We start from the raw sequence: 16,033 nt of genomic DNA on the forward strand, positions 1-16,033 counted from the left end.
GGGGCGTTCGGCCCCGGAGCAACAACGACAAGAGGAGAATGGTGACGCAGCGGCGTGTGCCAGCCACGTACCGTACATAGAGACAAACAAAACGCCGACGAGTTCGAAAAATTTTTCGTTTCGTTTACCGGCGCCTTCGAGCCGCCTTCCGTCGCTGTTTTTAGCTGCCGGCAAGCGTTGACGGAGCTTGGCCCAAATGAAGCGGCCCCGACAGGTGGGCTGCGCCCTGCCGGGGCCGATGCGGGCCGCCAAGCCGGCCGCTTAGCCTGCCGGTTGCGACATTGGGCGCAAATACACCTCCACACGCCGGTTTTGCGCTCTGCCCGCCTCGGTGGCGTTGTCGGCAACCGGGTTGCTCGGTCCGTAGCCCGTCGCTGCCAGGCGGTTGGGGGCAACGCCGTGCTGGCTCAGGTAAGTGGCCACGCTTTGCGCGCGGTTTTGCGATAGCGTCTGGTTCAGCTGCGCGCTGCCCGTGCTGTCCGTATAGCCACGCACCTCGGCCACGAGTTCCGGATGCTGCTGCATCTGTGCCGACAACTCGTTGAGCGTCGGATAAAGCGCGGGATTGATCTGGTAGCTGTTCGTCGCGAACGTGACGTTGCTCGGGATATTGAGCTTGAGCGAGCCGTCCGGCTGCTCGGTGACCTGCGTGCCGGTGCCCTTCGATGCGCCCGACAGCTTGTTGCGGATCGCCTGCCAGTTGTAGCCCGTGACGCCGCCGGCCAGCGCGCCGACGCCCGCACCGATCGCGGCGCCCTTGCCCCCGCCGGCCAAGGCGCCGATACCGGCCCCGAGCGCGGCGCCGATGCCGGTGCCGGCGGCGGTGTTGCTCTGCTGCTGCGTGGCGCAGCCGGCGAGAAGCGCGCCCGCCACGGTGAAAACGGTCAGGCGGGTGACGATTTTTGCATTCATGTTCGTGTCCTCTCTAGAAAAACAGTCGCTCGCGCGGCTCGCGCGATCCGGCAACGCTCGAGCCGAACCGGGGAGGCGGCGCATCGGCCGTGCGGCGGCGCGAGCCACCGGTAGCACGACAGACCGGTCGGGCTGATAGCGCCCTTTGGCTTGCCGATGCGCGAAATTGCCCTGCCTCTCACCATTTGGCAATGGAACGCAACAAATGTTTTCAATTTTTTTGAGATCGCTGCGGATGTCGCCCGCGGCGAGCGCGCCCCTCTAGATGCTCGTACGCCGTGCGCGACGCCGCAAGCGATCCGGCGAGCCCGGGCGGCGCATCGGCTTCTCGCGACGACGCGCCCCATCGCTAGACACTACAATAGTGTTGATGGGCCCCGATGCGGCCCTTTTGCCTTTCGGCCCGTACGTGGCGTGATCGGTTAGCCCATTTATTGGCAACGGCACGCGAGTTCGCCCTTAAGGTATTGTTTCGCCGCAACATTTCCCGCGGCGCCGTCGTTTGTGACGACGCCGTGCTCGCTTTCCCTCGGAGTCGAATCGATGAGTATTGATCGGGCCCTGGTCGACGCCGCGCTCGCGGCCGTCACCGATCCCAACACGGGCCGGCCGTTCGCGGCAGGCAAGGGTGTCAAAAACGTGGGCGTCGACGGCGCGGCCGTCAGCGCCGAGGTCGTGCTGGGCTATCCGGCCAAGCGGCAGTTCGATGCCGTTCGCGCGATCGTCGAGCAAGCCCTGCTCAAAGTTCCCGGCGTGGAGCGGGCTCAGGTCACGGTGTCGCAGTCGATCGTGGCGCATACCGTGCAGCCCGGCGTGAAGCTATTGCCGAAGGTGAAGAACATCGTCTCCGTCGCCTCGGGCAAGGGCGGCGTGGGCAAGAGCACGACGGCCGTCAACCTCGCGCTCGCGCTGGCCAGCGAAGGCGCGGCGGTCGGCATACTCGATGCCGACATTTACGGGCCATCGCTGCCCATGATGCTCGGCATCGAAGGGCGCCCCGAATCGCCGGACGGTCAGTCGATGAACCCGATGAAGGGTCACGGCATCGAAGCCAATTCGATCGGCTTTCTCGTCGACCAGGACAACCCGATGGTCTGGCGCGGCCCGATGGCCACCTCGGCGCTCGAACAGCTCCTGCGCCAGACGAACTGGGGCGAGCTCGACTACTTGATCGTCGACATGCCGCCGGGCACGGGCGATATCCAGCTCACGCTCGCGCAACGCGTGCCCGTCACGGGCGCCGTCATCGTCACGACGCCGCAGGACATCGCACTCATCGACGCGAAGAAAGGGCTCAAGATGTTCGAGAAGGTGGGCGTGCCCATCCTCGGCGTCGTCGAGAACATGAGCATCCACGTGTGCTCGAACTGCGGCCATGCGGAACATATTTTCGGGGCCGGCGGCGCCGAACGCATGGCACGCGACTACGGCGTCGACGTGCTCGGCAGCCTGCCGCTCGATATCGGCATTCGCGAGCAGGCGGACAGCGGCCGGCCGACCGTGGCGGCCGACCCCGATGGCCGCATCGCCGACATTTACCGAGACATCGCCCGCAAGGTGGCGATCCGCATCGCCGAGCGCGCGCGTGATATGAGCGCGAAATTCCCGACCATCGTCGTTCAAGACACCTGACGCGTGCCTTATCGCACTATTGCGCGGCCGGGGACGCTTTCGGTGCGGCGCAAGGCCCCGATTGTGCTTGCGTACTCCGCGGCGCGGTATCATGTCGCCTTCGCACGAGTCCGGCTCGGCGGCGCGAGGCGCGCCGGGCGCCGGCATGAGGATCGCATGAGAGAACGAACCGGCGGGCGGTGCGCCCACCGTCCGAGTGTCGCTGCTGCCGCAGCCTTGCTGCTGGCGGCAAGCGTGGGGCTGGGCGGCTGCGCCGCCTTTTTCGGCCCCCACGAAAAACGCGCGGACGCGCAGGTGTTGCCCACCGCCGGCAACACGGCGCGTGGCTCGGTCACGTTCATCGAGCGGGCCGACGGCGTGCAGGTGACGTACAACCTCGTCGGGCTGCCGCCTAACAGCGACCACGCCTTGCAGGTGCACGAGCGCGGCGACTGCAACGCCGCGGACGGTTCGAGCGCGGGAGCGGTGTTCGCGCCGGCGGCCGATCGGCTCAAGAGCGGAGTGCGCCGCGCGGGCGATCTCGGCAATATCCATGCGGATGCAACGGGCGTCGCGGCGGGCTTCATCGTCGCGCCCGACGTGGCGCTGGACGGCGTGCGCTCCGTCAGGGGCCGCGCGGTGCTCGTCGCGCACGAGCCGAGCGATCCGGCGTTTCCCGACCGTGGTGTCGGCGCGGCGCTCGCATGCGGCGTGATTCGGCAGTAATTCGCTCTTTTAGCGTCCTTTTATGACCATCAAATCCGACAAGTGGATTCGGCGCATGGCCGAACAGCACAACATGATCGAGCCGTTCGTGCCCGATCAGGTGCGCACCAGCGAAGACGGCCGCAAAATCGTCAGCTTCGGCACGTCTAGCTACGGCTACGACATTCGCTGCGCCGACGAATTCAAGATTTTCACGAACATCAATTCGACGATCGTCGATCCGAAGAACTTCGACGAAAAATCGTTCGTCGACTTCAAGGGCGACGTCTGCATCATCCCGCCGAATTCGTTCGCGCTTGCGCGCACGGTCGAATACTTCCGTATTCCGCGCAACGTGCTGACCGTGTGCCTCGGCAAGTCGACCTACGCGCGCTGCGGGATCATCGTCAACGTGACGCCTTTCGAGCCCGAGTGGGAAGGCTACGTGACGCTCGAGTTTTCGAACACGACGCCGTTGCCCGCGAAGATCTATGCAAACGAAGGCGTGGCGCAGGTGCTGTTTTTCGAGAGCGACGAGGTGTGCGAAGTGTCGTACGCCGATCGCGGCGGGAAGTACCAAGGGCAGCACGGCGTGACGCTGCCGAAAACGTAGCGTCGTTCACCGTCACATAACGGACGCGTAGCGCGTAGACACTAGTAGTTTCGGCGGCCGCTGGCACGTGGGATGCAAAGACCCGTGCCCGCGGTCCTTGTTTTTGGAGATTCGTCCATGAAGTTTCGTTTCCCCGTCGTCATCATCGACGAAGATTTTCGCTCCGAGAACATCTCGGGCTCCGGCATTCGCGCGCTCGCCGAAGCGATCGAGGGTGAAGGCGTGGAAGTGCTCGGCCTGACGAGCTACGGCGACTTGACCTCCTTCGCGCAACAATCGAGCCGCGCGTCGTGTTTCATCCTGTCGCTCGACGACGACGAACTCATGCTGGGAGAAACGGGGCCGGACGGCGAGCTGCCCGAACTGGCCACGGCCATTCTCGAGCTGCGCGCGTTCGTGACCGAAGTGCGCCGGCGCAACGCGGACATCCCGATCTTCCTTTACGGCGAAACGCGCACGTCGCGCCATCTGCCCAACGACATCCTGCGCGAGCTGCATGGTTTCATCCATATGTTCGAGGACACGCCGGAATTCGTCGCGCGCCATATCGTGCGCGAGGCGAAGGTCTACCTCGATTCGCTCTCGCCGCCGTTCTTCAAGGAACTCGTCAAGTACGCCGACGAAGGCTCGTACTCATGGCACTGCCCCGGTCACTCGGGCGGCGTCGCGTTCCTGAAAAGCCCGCTCGGCCAGATGTTTCACCAATTTTTCGGTGAAAACATGCTGCGCGCCGATGTCTGCAACGCGGTGGACGAACTCGGCCAACTGCTCGATCACATCGGCCCCGTCGCGGCGTCCGAGCGCAACGCGGCGCGCATTTTCAACGCCGATCATCTGTTCTTCGTGACGAATGGAACGTCGACGTCGAACAAGATCGTCTGGCATGCGACCGTTGCGCCGGGCGACGTTGTCGTCGTCGACCGCAACTGCCACAAGTCGATCCTGCACGCGATCACGATGACGGGGGCGATCCCTGTGTTCCTGACGCCCACGCGAAACAATTTCGGCATCATCGGCCCGATTCCGCGCGACGAGTTCAAGCCCGAGAACATTCGCAAGAAAATCCAGGCGAACCCCTTCGCGCGCGAAGCGCTTGAAAAAAATCCGAATCTCAAGCCGCGCATTCTGACGATCACCCAGAGCACGTACGACGGGGTGGTCTACAACGTCGAGATGATCAAGGACTTGCTCGGCGATTTCCTCGACACGCTGCACTTCGACGAGGCATGGCTGCCGCACGCCGAATTCCATCCGTTTTATCAGGACATGCATGCGATCGGCGCGGGGCGTCCGCGTACGGGCGCGCTCGTCTTCGCGACGCACTCGACGCATAAGCTGCTCGCCGGCATCTCGCAGGCGTCGCAGATCGTCGTGCAAGATTCGGAGCATGGCGTGTTCGATCGGCATCGCTTCAACGAGGCCTACCTCATGCACACGTCGACGAGCCCGCAGTACGCGATCATCGCCTCGTGCGACGTCGCGGCCGCGATGATGGAGCCGCCCGGCGGCACGGCGCTCGTCGAGGAGTCGATCGCGGAGGCGCTCGATTTCCGCCGCGCAATGCGCAAGGTCGACGCGGAGTACGGCGACGATTGGTTCTTCCAGGTCTGGGGCCCCGACGCACTGGCCGACGAAGGCATCGGCTCGCGCGAGGATTGGATCTTGCACGCCGAGGATCAGTGGCACGGCTTCGGCCCGCTGGCCGACGGCTTCAACATGCTCGACCCGATCAAGGCGACGATCGTCACCCCGGGGTTGGACATGGCGGGCGACTTCGGCGAAACGGGCATTCCGGCCGCGATCGTCACGAAGTACTTGGCCGAGCACGGCATCATCGTCGAAAAAACCGGCCTCTACTCGTTCTTCATCATGTTCACGATCGGCATCACGAAGGGCCGATGGAACTCGATGGTGACCGAGCTGCAGCAGTTCAAGGACGATTACGATACGAACCAGCCGCTCTGGCGCGTGCTGCCCGAATTCGTCGCGCAGCATCCGGCGTACGAGCGCATGGGTTTGCGCGACTTGTGCCAAGCGATTCACAGCGTCTATCGCGCGAACGACATCGCCCGCCTGACGACGGAGATGTACCTGTCGAACATGGAGCCCGCGATGAAGCCGTCCGATGCATTCGCTAAGCTCGCGCACCGCGAGATCGATCGCGTGCCGATCGACGAACTCGAGGGGCGCGTGACGAGCATCTTGCTGACGCCGTATCCTCCGGGCATTCCGCTGTTGATCCCGGGCGAGCGCTTCAACAAGACGATCGTCAACTATCTGCGGTTCGCGCGTGAATTCAACGAGCGATTCCCTGGTTTCTCGACGGATATTCACGGGCTCGTGGCGGAGACCGCCAACGGCCGAACCGAATATTTCGTCGACTGCGTACGCGTTTAATGATGTTTCGACAGAAGAACTTCTCGGCGGCGCTTGCCGCATGCGGGGCGATCGGCGTACTGACCGTCGCACTGTCGCTCGCGGCGAGCGACGCGCGGGCGGAAGCGGCGCGCGCCGACCCCATCGACACCGCGATGCAAAACTGTCTCGCGCGGGCAGATCGCTCGACGACGGCGGGCCAAGTGCAATGCATCGACGCGGCCCGCGACGCCTGGCAAGCGGCGATCGATGCGGCGCTGCGCTCCATTTCGGCCAGCGCGCCCGACGACGACCGGCGCGGCTGGGAGGCGAGCCAGCGCAAATGGCTCGCGTGGCGCAAGGAAGAAGTGCCGCTCGTGCATGCGGTGTTCGATACGACGAAAGGCGGCGCTTATTCGATCACGCAGGCGAATGTGCTGCTGCAGTCGGTGCGCGATCGCGCGCTGGCTGTGCGACACGCGGCGTCGCGATTCGCGCCGCCCCCGCCGGCAGCAGCATCGGGGGCGTCGACCGCGGGCGCGTCTGCTTCCTCGCCGGGATCGGCTGCGGCGGGTTCAGGCGCGGCGGGGACGTCGATTGCGTCGGCCGTCGCAAGTGCGGCCGCAACGAGGGCTCAAAGCGAAGACGCCCGCGCGCACAATGAGCGCATGCGCCCGTGTACGGCCGACGCCGCATGCGAACATGCCCAATTCGATCTGCGGCGCTACACGCGCGCGCTGCGCGAGAAGCTGCCCGCTCATGCGCGACCGGTCCTGCTGCGCGCGCAGCGTGCATGGACGGCGTACTTCGACGCCACATCGCCGCTCGGCACCGAAGCCGAGCGCGCCGATCTGATCGGCGAGCGCGTGGCGACGGTGAAGCGGTTGTCGGAGACGGTCGGCAACGATTGAGCGTTGCCGCGGGGTTTCAGAGCGTTTTACGCACCGCCTGAATGGCCGCGCGCACTTGTTCCGGCGCCGTGCCGCCCACGTGATTGCGGCTGGCCACCGAGCCTTCGAGCGTGAGATAGCCGAACACGTCCTCGCCGATCAGATGCGCGACGTTCGGTAGTTCGGCGCGCATTTCGTCGAGCGTGAGATCGGCCAGATCGCAACCGCGATCGACGCAGATCCGCACCGCGAGCGCCACCGCCTCGTGCGCGTCGCGGAACGGCAGTCCGCGCTTGACGAGGTAATCGGCCAGATCGGTCGCCGTCGAGAAGCCTTGCAGCGCCGCCGCGCGCATCGCGTCGGGCTTCACCGTGATGCCGGCCACCATTTCCGCGAAGATGCGCAGGGTGTCGGCCACCGTGTCGACGGTATCGAACAGCGGCTCCTTATCTTCCTGATTGTCCTTGTTGTAGGCGAGCGGTTGGCCCTTCATCAGTGTGAGCAACGCCATCAGATGGCCGTTGACCCGGCCCGTCTTGCCGCGCGCGAGTTCGGGCACGTCGGGATTTTTCTTTTGCGGCATGATCGACGAGCCCGTGCAGAAGCGGTCGGCCAGATCGATGAAGCCCACGCGCGGGCTCATCCACAGCACGAGTTCCTCGGACAAGCGCGACACGTGCGTCATGACGAGCGCGGCGGCCGCCGTGAATTCGATCGCGAAATCGCGGTCGGACACGGCGTCGAGGGAGTTGGCGCAGACGCCGTCGAAGCCGAGCGTCGCGGCCACCGCGTGACGATCGATCGGATAGCTCGTGCCGGCCAGCGCGGCCGCGCCGAGCGGCAGACGGTTCACGCGCGTGCGGCAATCGCGCATGCGTTCGCCGTCGCGGCCGAACATTTCCACATAGGCGAGCAGGTGATGGCCGAACGTAACCGGCTGGGCCACTTGCAGATGCGTGAAGCCCGGCATGATGGTTTCGGCATGCTGCTCGGCCAGATCGACGAGCGCCGTGCGCAAGTCGTTGATGAGCCCGCCGATGCGGTCGATCTCGCCGCGCAGCCAGAGGCGAATGTCGGTGGCGACTTGGTCGTTGCGCGAGCGGCCCGTGTGCAGGCGCTTGCCGGCATCGCCGATCAGCGCCGTGAGGCGCGCCTCGATATTCAGATGGACGTCTTCGAGATCGAGCTTCCATTCGAATTCGCCGCGCTCGATCTCGCCCTTGATCGTCCCCATGCCGCGCTCGATCGCCGCGAGATCGTCTGCGCCGATGATCTTTTGCGCGGCCAGCATCTTCGCGTGCGCGAGCGAGCCTTCGATATCGACGAGCGCCATGCGCTTATCGAAGAAGACCGACGACGTGTAGCGCTTGACGAGCTCGGACATCGGCTCGGAGAAGCGAGCCGACCAGGCTTCGCCTTTTTTGTGCAGTTGAGACGTCATGATGATGGGCAGTAGGAGGCGCGCCGAAGCGGCGACGAAGCCGTCGATTTTATCACCGCTGCCCGCGCGGCCCGTCGAGCGGCGCGAAGCGCCGCCTCCTCGCGGTCGGCTCGAGCGATTCCTATGCGCTCAGGCTGTCGCCATCAGCGCACCCTCGCAGACGACCGGGCCGCTTGGCCCGTCCGCGCGCCGCGAGCCGCCCATCGGCTCGACCGATACCGCCAGCTTCGCATACACGTTCATGCCGTGCATTTTCATCGACACGATTTCGCCGGCCGGCAGCATGCCGAGCGACACCATGCGGCCGTCGTGCATGACGCCCCAAAGCTGCTCTGTCTTGCCGGGGGGCGGGGCGTTGCCCCCGCTCATGCGGTGCACGTTCACCATGGCGGTCTTGTCGTCCCACATGACGAACACCATCGTGGGGCTTTTCGGCCGATCGGGCGCGACCAGCGCCGCCACATACGCCACGCGCTCGATCTTCGCGCCGTGTGGGACTTCCGTCTGGGCTGTCTGCGTCGGCTGTCCGCCCGGCGCGCCGGCCTCGGGCGCGAACGGGCGCAGCGTGACCGCCAACGCGATCGCCGCGGCCAGCGCCACGCCTGTGGCCCCGATCGACCAGCCGCGCCAGAATGCGAGCGATTCGAACCATCGCACACGGGCGCGATTCAGCGGGCCGCGCTCGGCGGCGGGCCGGGCCGCCGCATGCCTCACCGCCGGCGCAATGCCTTCGTCGCGCGCCGACGTGGCTGTGAAGCCAAGCCGCCGCTCGACCCCTTCCCACGCCCCGGCCGGTGGCTCGACGCTCGGCACGAGTTCGGTCATGGCGCCGATGCGCGTCTGCCAGCTTTCGATGGCCTCGCGCACGCGGCGGTCTTGCCGCGCCAGTTGCTCGAAACGCTTACGCGCGCCGCCGCGCAGCACGCCCAGCGCATATTCCCCGGCGAGGCGATCGACGAGATCGGGATACCGGTGCAGATTCATGTTTGCCTCCCGCTTTGCCGCCCAACGGGCAGGTAGGGGCCACCTTGGCGGGTAGCGGATGGAGTGGACGCGGGGACCGTCATGTCAGAGGCTCCCCATGCAAGTCTTCAATTTTTCGAGGCCGCGGCGCACCCACGACTTGACCGTGCCCAGCGGCACCGCCAACTGCTCGGCGATTTCGCTATGGCTTTGGTCGCGCAGGTATGCGAGCGAGACGGCTTGGCGCTGGCTCGCGTCCAGCCGCGACAGGCAGATCGCCAGTTGCTTCGCCTGTTCGGACAACAGCGCGGCGTCGGCCGGGTCGCGCTCGTCGCCGGCGAGGACTTCATCGAGCGCGTCGTTCCATTCGACGATCGCGGTCGAACCGTCGGACGAAACGGTCCGCTGCCGCCGCAGGCTGTCGAGCGCGCGATTGCGTACGATCGCAGCCATCCACGTGAGCGGCGCAGCCAACGCTTCGCGGTAATCGCCCGCATACCGCCAGATGTTGACGAACGACTCTTGCAAGGCCTCCTCCGCCCATTCGCGCCTCACCAATATACGCAGCGCGACCCCGAACAGTTTCGCGCTGGTGAGCTCGTACAGCGTGCGCAGCGCCGCGGCGTCTTCGGCTGCGACGCGCGCAAGCAGGGCCGCGAGCACGGGCGGCGTGGGTTCGTTGGGCATGGTGGTCATGTCGTTATCGCTCAGGCGCGCACGAGCACGACGAGCAGCAGATCCTCTCGGTGCGCGGGCCGCAGCGTAATCTGCTCGTACAGAACGCGTCCGTGCAGCGGATGATCGAACGCGCGCGGGCCGCCTTCGCGCTCTCCCACGTCCTGCGAGGCCCAAAAGCGGCCGAACGCCTCGCTTTCGGTCGTGAGGGCGTCGATGAGCGCGCGCGTGGGCCCGTCGTTCAAGTGACGAATCGAATCGGCGCGAAACTCCGCGGCAAGGCGCCGCGCGCGGGTTTCCCAGTCGACGATCAGGGCGCGCGCGGCCGGTTCGGTAAAAGTGAAACGCAACAAGTTGCGCTCGCGCGCCGAATCGGGGGCGCCGTCCAGCCAGCCGACGAACAGTTCGGCCGCGTGGCGATTCCATGCGAGCGCGTTCCATTGCCGGTCGAGCACGTAGGCGGGCGCGTCGATGAGATTGACCGTCGCGATCAGGGCCGCCGGCGCGTCGTTCGACGCGGGCGTCGGTTCGGCCGGATCGCGTTCGCCGGCGAGCTCGAACAGATAGGCGCGCTCGGCGCGCGAAAGCTGCAGGGCGACGGCGATGCGCGCCAGCGCATCGGAGGAGGCCGACACGGGCCGGCCCTGTTCGATCCATGTGTACCAGGTGGGGCTTACGCCGCACAGCTGCGCGACTTCCTCGCGTCGCAGGCCCGGCGTGCGACGACGCGGGCCGGGCGGCAGGCCGACGGCCTGCGGCGAAAGCCGCTCCCGGTGAGCGCGGATGAATTCTCCGAGCGCGCGGGCGGGGCTGGCGTCGAGGGGCGCGGCAACGCCTTCCGCCGCCGGGGCAGCGGAAGGCGCGCTCTTGCGCGGGCGGGGCGACTCAGCGGTGGTCATGAAATCGAATCGGCAAATCGGTGGTTCTGCACGTCGGCAGCCGGCAAATCGGGCGGATCGCCCAGGCGGGCAAGGGCGATCGCAGCCGGGTAAATCGGATACCAGGATAGTTGCTTGCCTTGTACCGGTACCCAGCCGGCCATATTGTAGCGGGACGCGCAGTCGACGCGATCGGCCCGTTAGCCGGGCGCGCCGCGACGCGCGGGCGGGGCCGCCAGGCTTCGCCCGTCTTTTTTCTTTGCCGCCAAGGAACGCTCCGATGAAACACCACGACCAGGTCGCCGACGCATTCGGCGCAACCGCCGCCGCTTATTTGAAGAGCCAGGTTCATGCAAGCGGCGCCGACCTGCAGACGCTCGCGCGCGAGATCGCGTCGACGCCGGATGCCGACGTGCTCGACCTCGGGTGCGGCGCCGGTCACGCAAGTTTCGCGATCGCGCCGCACGCGCGCTCGGTGCTCGCCTACGATCTTTCCGCGCCGATGCTCGCGACCGTCGCAACGGCGGCGAGCGAACGCGGATTGGCCAACATCCGCACGGAGCAGGGTGTGGCCGAGCGGCTGCCGTTCACCGATGCGTCGTTCGATTGGGTCGTGAGCCGTTTCAGCGCGCACCATTGGCACGACGTGCCGCTTGCTTTGGCCGAGGTGCGGCGCGTGTTGAAACCGGGCGGGCGTGTTCTGTTCATCGACGTGGCCGGCGCCGACCATCCGCTGCTCGACACGCACTTGCAGGCAGTCGAGGTGCTGCGCGACGGCTCGCACGTGCGCAACTACCGCGCGGACGAATGGGTGGCTTATTTCGCCGGGGCGGGTTTGCAGGCGAACGTGCGGGAGCGCTGGCGCTTGCCGATCGAGTTCACGTCGTGGATCGCGCGCATGCGCACCCCGAACGAGCGTGCAGCGGCGATCCGCTCGCTGTGGCAGAGCGCGCCCGACGAGGTGCGCGAATACTACGGCGTGCAGGCCGACGGCTCGTTCATGCTCGATGTACTGATGGTCGAAGCCCGCTGACGGTTCAACGCGCGAGCGCCGCGTACCGGCTCGCCCAGGCGAGCGCCCATTGCGGCAACGCATCGCCGAGCATGGGTGCGCCGACGAAACGGCCTTGCGCGACCTCGCACGACATGTCGCGCAGGACACACCAATCTTCTAGGTCGTCGATGCCTTGAGCGATCGTGCGCATGTTCAATTGGCGCGCGAGCAGCAAGCTCGCTTTGACGATCGCGTTGAGCGAGGCATCGCGGCTCGCGCCGTGGACGAAGCTGCCGTCGAGTTTGAGTTCGTCGAACGGCACGTCGTGCAAATGCGCGAGCGACGATTGGCCCGCGCCGAAATCGTCGATGAGCAGACTGATGCGTTTGAGCCGCAGACGCGTCAGGACGTCCAGCGAAACGAGCCGATCGCGCGTCATGCGCGTTTCCGAGATTTCGAGCACGAGCCGAGAGAGCGGGAAGTGCGCACTCGCCGCTGCGTCCACGATGAAATCGGGGAAATCGAGCGCGGATAAGTCGTCGATCGACAAGTTCACGCCGATACGAAAATCCTCGCCGAGGCGCCGCCACTGCGTGGCCTGTTCGAGCGTACCGGGCAGCATCGTGCGCGTGAGGTTGTTCAGAACGCCGGCATACTGGGCGCCGCCGAGCAGACGCTCGACCGGCACCAGCCCATCGCGCGGGTGCTGCCAACCGATCATCGCCTCCACGCCCAATACCTCGCCGGTGGCGAAAGCAACTTGCGGTTGAAAGCAGGTGACGAACTGGCCGGCGGCGATGGCTCGCGCTACCTCTTCGGGCGGATAGGCGTCCGGCTCGGTGCGCTCGGGTTCGAGCGTCGCGGCGCCGGTCAATTGCTGCTGCACTTGCTCGCGCGTGGCCGGCTTGGCCAGCGAACCGAGCACGCGCAAGCCGCGCGAGTAGGCGAGCTTTTCCGCGCTCTTCAAGATGCGTGCATCTTCGCCGCTCACGAGTACGACCTGCCCATCGTAGCCTCGCTGCACGAGCTGGCGTAGAAATTCCACGCCGTCCATGCCCGGCATCTGCAGATCGGTGAAGACGACGTCCACTTGATGATCGTCTTGCTGCAGCACGGCGAGCGCGTCTTGCGCATGCTCGTACGAGAGGATGTCGCGATAGCCGAGCTGCGTCAGTTGACGCACGAGTACTTTGAGCACGAACGGCTCGTCGTCGACGACGAGGATTCGGCGAGGGGGTGTCGGCTGCTCCATGTTCTTTACATCGCTTACCACGGGTTGATGCGGTCGCCGTGCCTTCCGGCGCGCCTATGAAGCCGCCAAGGCCGGCATGAACTGACGCAATTTCTCGTGCAGCGTGTTCTTGTCGAACGGCTTCACGAGGAAATCGGCGGCGCCGGCCTTCAGGCTTTCGACGACGATGTTGCGTTCGCTATGCCCCGTGACCATGAGGATCGGCACGTGCCCGAACTGGGCGATCGACTTGATCTTGCGCGTCGCTTCCACGCCGTTCGTATCGGGGAGCCCGACGTCCATGAGCACGAGATCGGGCTTGCGCTCCCACATCCTTTCGATTGCCTCGGCGCCGGTTCCCGCGAAGAGAATCTCGATGCCCAGTCCGTTCATCAGGCGGCCGATCAGCTTCTGCTGAAACTCGTCGTCCTCGACGATGAGCACGGCCAGGGGCTGCGATGCGGCCTCGGCTTGCCCGGACGTGCTCTGCCGTGCTTGCGCGGCCGATTTTGCTGCCTGCGCGTCGGCCAGCGTGGCGCCCAGCACGACGGTATCGGTTTGCGCTTCCACGCGCGCCGGCCGTGGAGCGGGCGGCGCGCTGACGCCTGCCGGCGCCGCGCGCGGCGCCACGTCGCCGGCTTCGGCCTTGACCGTCATGATGCGCAGCGCCTGATGCACGGACATGCGAATGCGCGGCGCATCGTTGGTCGCGGGCCAAAACAGCACGTAGTCGTCGAAATGGCCTTTGCTGCACAGGTCGTAGACGGTCCACACGTCATGCTTGTTGCACAGGACGACGACGCGGTGACGCGTTTCATGCACGACGGTGCTCAGGCGATACAGCCCGATGTAATAGCGCTGCGCCGCTTCGAGCGTATCGAAGGCGAGCACCAGCACCGAGGGTCGATGCGCTTCGAAATCCTCGACGGCGAAGTCCGGCTTCGTCGACAGACGCACGTTATGGAATTCGTCTTGCAGCAGTTTGCCGACGAGTTCGGCATCGGCCACCGATTCGCTCGCGACGAGGACCGCCGCGCGCTTGGGAGTCAGATCGGTATCTTCCATGATGATTGATCCGTCCTTGTCGTTTCCAATCATTTCGTTTCCGCCGCGAGCAGGTGCTCGAGCGCGTCTTCGACGGCGGCGAGCGCTGCGTCGAACTGTTTGGCCCAATTGGCCAGTTGGGCGAGATCGCCGGCCTTGCCGGCGTTTTCAAGCTCGGCGCACAGATCGCCGAGCGTGAGCGCGCCGACCGAGCGCGACGACGACTTGAGCTTGTGCGCGATCGCGCCGGCTTCGCGTCCGCGCCCCGCGTCGCAGTGGGCGCGCAGCTCCGCGGCTAGGCGGCCGACCGATTGCTGATAGTCGGAGAGCAGCTCGCGCACGATGTCGGGGTCGTCGCCGACGATCCCCTTGAGGACATCGATATCGACCGCCTGCGCGTGCACCGGTTGCGGCGCGGCCGCGACGGGGGCGGGGGCCGCCGGCGGCTCGGGTGCGTCGTGCGCGGGAAAATGGGAATCGAGCACGGCTTGGAGCCGCGCGAGCTGCAGCGGCTTGGTCAGGTAGCCGTCCATGCCGACGGCTTTCGCGCGCGCAGCTTCCCCTTGAACCGCATTGGCCGTCAGGGCCACGATCGGCAGATGCGTGCCGGGCGCTTCCTCGCGGCGGATCGTCTCCACGAGTTCATAGCCGTCCATCTCCGGCATGTGCAGGTCGGTCAGCAGCAAGGCGTAACGGTTAGCGCGCCACAGCGCGAGCGCTTCGCGTCCGTCGCTCGCGATTTCGGCGACGTGGCCCAGCAGCCCGAGCTGACGAAGGATCACCTTCTGATTGATCGCATCGTCTTCGGCCACGAGGATCAGGCGGCCCATCTCGCGTGCTTGCGCGACGGAGAGCACCGGTCTGTTCGATGCAATCGGCGCCTTGCCGCGCCCGCCGCCGTTCGAGGGCGAATGGGCGCTCAGTTCATCGGTTTGTTCGCCGATGTCGAACGGCAGGCTGACGATGAACGTCGAGCCCGACCCGAGTTCGCTCTGGGCGGAAACGTCGCCCCCCATCAGCTCGCACAGGCGGCGGCAGATGGCGAGGCCGAGCCCCGTGCCGCCGAATCGGCGCGTCGTCGACGCTTCGGCTTGCGTGAACGGCTTGAACAGCTTGGGCAGCGTATCGGGCGACATGCCGATACCGTTGTCCGCCACTTTGAACGTGACTTGCGCGCGGCGCGGATCGCTCGGGTGCGGCGCGGCTTCGACCGTCACGCTGACGGCGCCTGGCGTGTCTGCTCGCCCGCCGGAGAACTTGATCGCATTGCCGACGAGGTTGTAGAGCACTTGGCGCAGCCGCGTGTCGTCGGAGAGGACGACGGGCGGAACGTCGGGCGAAACCGACTTCGTGAGCTTGACCCCAGCGCGCTCCGCCACGGTTTTGAGCGAATGACAGAGCCCGTCGACGAGATGGCCGATCGAAAGCGGAACGCGCTCGATGTGCAGCCGCCCCGCCTCGATCTTCGAGAAGTCGAGAATGTCGTCGATGAGCGTGAGCAGCGCATTGGCCGACTCGCGGATCGTCCCGACCATGTCGCCCTGATCGCCCGAGAGCGGCGTTTGCGAGAGCACTTCGATCATGCCGATGACACCGTTCATCGGGGTGCGGATCTCGTGGCTCATCGTGGCGAGGTAAGCGCTCTTCGGGCGCGTGGCGGCCTCGGCGTGCGCGGGGGCGTGGTCGAGCTGGCGCGTCGCCCGGCGGCTTTCCGTCACGTC

15 protein-coding genes are annotated in these 16,033 nt (G+C 66.1%); 7 read left to right on the plus strand and 8 right to left on the minus strand.

The genetic code is table 11. From position 1 onward, the window contains the following. The coding region (locus ACTHNR_RS18900; protein WP_440549195.1) for a hypothetical protein at positions 1 to 181 on the plus strand (181 nt) is incomplete at its 5' end. An 80-nt stretch (positions 182 to 261) separates the two neighbouring features. On the opposite strand, the gene ACTHNR_RS18905 is transcribed toward ACTHNR_RS18900, so the two are convergent. Further along, complete coding sequence (locus ACTHNR_RS18905) at positions 262 to 912, minus strand: OmpA family protein (RefSeq protein WP_440549196.1); 651 nt, start codon at positions 910 to 912, stop codon at positions 262 to 264. 543 nt (positions 913 to 1,455) lie between these two features. Here ACTHNR_RS18905 and apbC point away from each other — a divergent pair. From apbC to ACTHNR_RS18930, 5 genes are all read left to right on the plus strand, one after another. After that, positions 1,456 to 2,544 (plus strand): iron-sulfur cluster carrier protein ApbC, encoded by a 1,089-nt coding sequence (gene apbC / locus ACTHNR_RS18910; RefSeq protein WP_440549197.1) that lies wholly within the window; start codon positions 1,456 to 1,458, stop codon positions 2,542 to 2,544. 156 nt (positions 2,545 to 2,700) lie between these two features. After that, on the plus strand, positions 2,701 to 3,249 hold the full coding sequence (locus ACTHNR_RS18915; RefSeq protein ID WP_440549198.1) for a superoxide dismutase family protein: 549 nt from the start codon (positions 2,701 to 2,703) through the stop codon (positions 3,247 to 3,249). Positions 3,250 to 3,271: 22 nt separating this feature from the next. Then, positions 3,272 to 3,841, plus strand: a complete 570-nt coding sequence (gene dcd, locus ACTHNR_RS18920) for a dCTP deaminase (RefSeq protein ID WP_440540683.1) — start codon at positions 3,272 to 3,274, stop codon at positions 3,839 to 3,841. 117 nt (positions 3,842 to 3,958) lie between these two features. Then, the gene (locus ACTHNR_RS18925) at positions 3,959 to 6,238 is read left to right on the plus strand and encodes an Orn/Lys/Arg decarboxylase N-terminal domain-containing protein (RefSeq protein ID WP_440549199.1); all 2,280 of its coding nucleotides are present in this window, start codon (positions 3,959 to 3,961) and stop codon (positions 6,236 to 6,238) included. Further along, a complete protein-coding gene (locus tag ACTHNR_RS18930) occupies positions 6,238 to 7,107 on the plus strand; it encodes a lysozyme inhibitor LprI family protein (protein WP_440549200.1) in 870 nt (289 codons plus the stop codon). The genes ACTHNR_RS18925 and ACTHNR_RS18930 overlap by 1 nt, the downstream gene beginning before the upstream one ends. Positions 7,108 to 7,123: 16 nt before the next feature. Here the strand turns inward: ACTHNR_RS18930 and argH are convergent, their stop codons facing one another. The 4 genes from argH to ACTHNR_RS18950 all read right to left on the minus strand — a co-directional run bounded on the left by argH (position 7,124) and on the right by ACTHNR_RS18950 (position 11,064). Continuing rightward, a complete protein-coding gene (gene argH, locus ACTHNR_RS18935) occupies positions 7,124 to 8,527 on the minus strand; it encodes an argininosuccinate lyase (protein WP_440549201.1) in 1,404 nt (467 codons plus the stop codon). Positions 8,528 to 8,656: 129 nt separating this feature from the next. Continuing rightward, entirely contained in the window at positions 8,657 to 9,511 is an 855-nt protein-coding gene (locus ACTHNR_RS18940) for an anti-sigma factor (RefSeq protein WP_440549202.1), read from the minus strand. Positions 9,512 to 9,595: 84 nt separating this feature from the next. Beyond that, positions 9,596 to 10,186 (minus strand): sigma-70 family RNA polymerase sigma factor, encoded by a 591-nt coding sequence (locus ACTHNR_RS18945; protein ID WP_440549203.1) that lies wholly within the window; start codon positions 10,184 to 10,186, stop codon positions 9,596 to 9,598. An 11-nt stretch (positions 10,187 to 10,197) separates the two neighbouring features. Continuing rightward, the gene (locus ACTHNR_RS18950) at positions 10,198 to 11,064 is read right to left on the minus strand and encodes a helix-turn-helix transcriptional regulator (protein WP_440549204.1); all 867 of its coding nucleotides are present in this window, start codon (positions 11,062 to 11,064) and stop codon (positions 10,198 to 10,200) included. A gap of 259 nt (positions 11,065 to 11,323) precedes the next feature. On the opposite strand from ACTHNR_RS18950, the gene ACTHNR_RS18955 reads away from it, so the two are divergent. Next, positions 11,324 to 12,076: a class I SAM-dependent methyltransferase gene (locus tag ACTHNR_RS18955; protein WP_440549205.1), complete on the plus strand. Its 753-nt coding sequence runs from the start codon at positions 11,324 to 11,326 to the stop codon at positions 12,074 to 12,076. 4 nt (positions 12,077 to 12,080) lie between these two features. Here the strand turns inward: ACTHNR_RS18955 and ACTHNR_RS18960 are convergent, their stop codons facing one another. The 3 genes from ACTHNR_RS18960 to ACTHNR_RS18970 all read right to left on the minus strand — a co-directional run. Next, positions 12,081 to 13,289: an EAL domain-containing response regulator gene (locus ACTHNR_RS18960; protein WP_440549206.1), complete on the minus strand. Its 1,209-nt coding sequence runs from the start codon at positions 13,287 to 13,289 to the stop codon at positions 12,081 to 12,083. Between the two features lie 54 nt (positions 13,290 to 13,343). Beyond that, entirely contained in the window at positions 13,344 to 14,333 is a 990-nt protein-coding gene (locus ACTHNR_RS18965; protein WP_440549207.1) for a response regulator, read from the minus strand. 29 nt (positions 14,334 to 14,362) lie between these two features. Beyond that, the coding region (locus ACTHNR_RS18970) for an ATP-binding protein (RefSeq protein ID WP_440549208.1) at positions 14,363 to 16,033 on the minus strand (1,671 nt) is incomplete at its 5' end.

This window comes from Trinickia sp. (assembly GCF_051954495.1).
Lineage (GTDB): Bacteria > Pseudomonadota > Gammaproteobacteria > Burkholderiales > Burkholderiaceae > Trinickia.

Bases quoted from the DNA above. Each gene is read 5' to 3' on its own strand.
- ACTHNR_RS18915 (WP_440549198.1), top strand. From the start codon at position 2,701: ATGAGAGAACGAACCGGCGGGCGGTGCGCCCACCGTCCGAGTGTCGCT.
- ACTHNR_RS18950 (WP_440549204.1), bottom strand. From the start codon at position 11,064: ATGACCACCGCTGAGTCGCCCCGCCCGCGCAAGAGCGCGCCTTCCGCT.
- ACTHNR_RS18960 (WP_440549206.1), bottom strand. From the start codon at position 13,289: ATGGAGCAGCCGACACCCCCTCGCCGAATCCTCGTCGTCGACGACGAG.
- ACTHNR_RS18945 (WP_440549203.1), bottom strand. From the start codon at position 10,186: ATGACCACCATGCCCAACGAACCCACGCCGCCCGTGCTCGCGGCCCTG.
- ACTHNR_RS18925 (WP_440549199.1), top strand. From the start codon at position 3,959: ATGAAGTTTCGTTTCCCCGTCGTCATCATCGACGAAGATTTTCGCTCC.
- ACTHNR_RS18965 (WP_440549207.1), bottom strand. From the start codon at position 14,333: ATGGAAGATACCGATCTGACTCCCAAGCGCGCGGCGGTCCTCGTCGCG.
- argH (WP_440549201.1), bottom strand. From the start codon at position 8,527: ATGACGTCTCAACTGCACAAAAAAGGCGAAGCCTGGTCGGCTCGCTTC.
- dcd (WP_440540683.1), top strand. From the start codon at position 3,272: ATGACCATCAAATCCGACAAGTGGATTCGGCGCATGGCCGAACAGCAC.
- ACTHNR_RS18930 (WP_440549200.1), top strand. From the start codon at position 6,238: ATGATGTTTCGACAGAAGAACTTCTCGGCGGCGCTTGCCGCATGCGGG.
- ACTHNR_RS18905 (WP_440549196.1), bottom strand. From the start codon at position 912: ATGAATGCAAAAATCGTCACCCGCCTGACCGTTTTCACCGTGGCGGGC.
- ACTHNR_RS18955 (WP_440549205.1), top strand. From the start codon at position 11,324: ATGAAACACCACGACCAGGTCGCCGACGCATTCGGCGCAACCGCCGCC.
- ACTHNR_RS18940 (WP_440549202.1), bottom strand. From the start codon at position 9,511: ATGAATCTGCACCGGTATCCCGATCTCGTCGATCGCCTCGCCGGGGAA.
- apbC (WP_440549197.1), top strand. From the start codon at position 1,456: ATGAGTATTGATCGGGCCCTGGTCGACGCCGCGCTCGCGGCCGTCACC.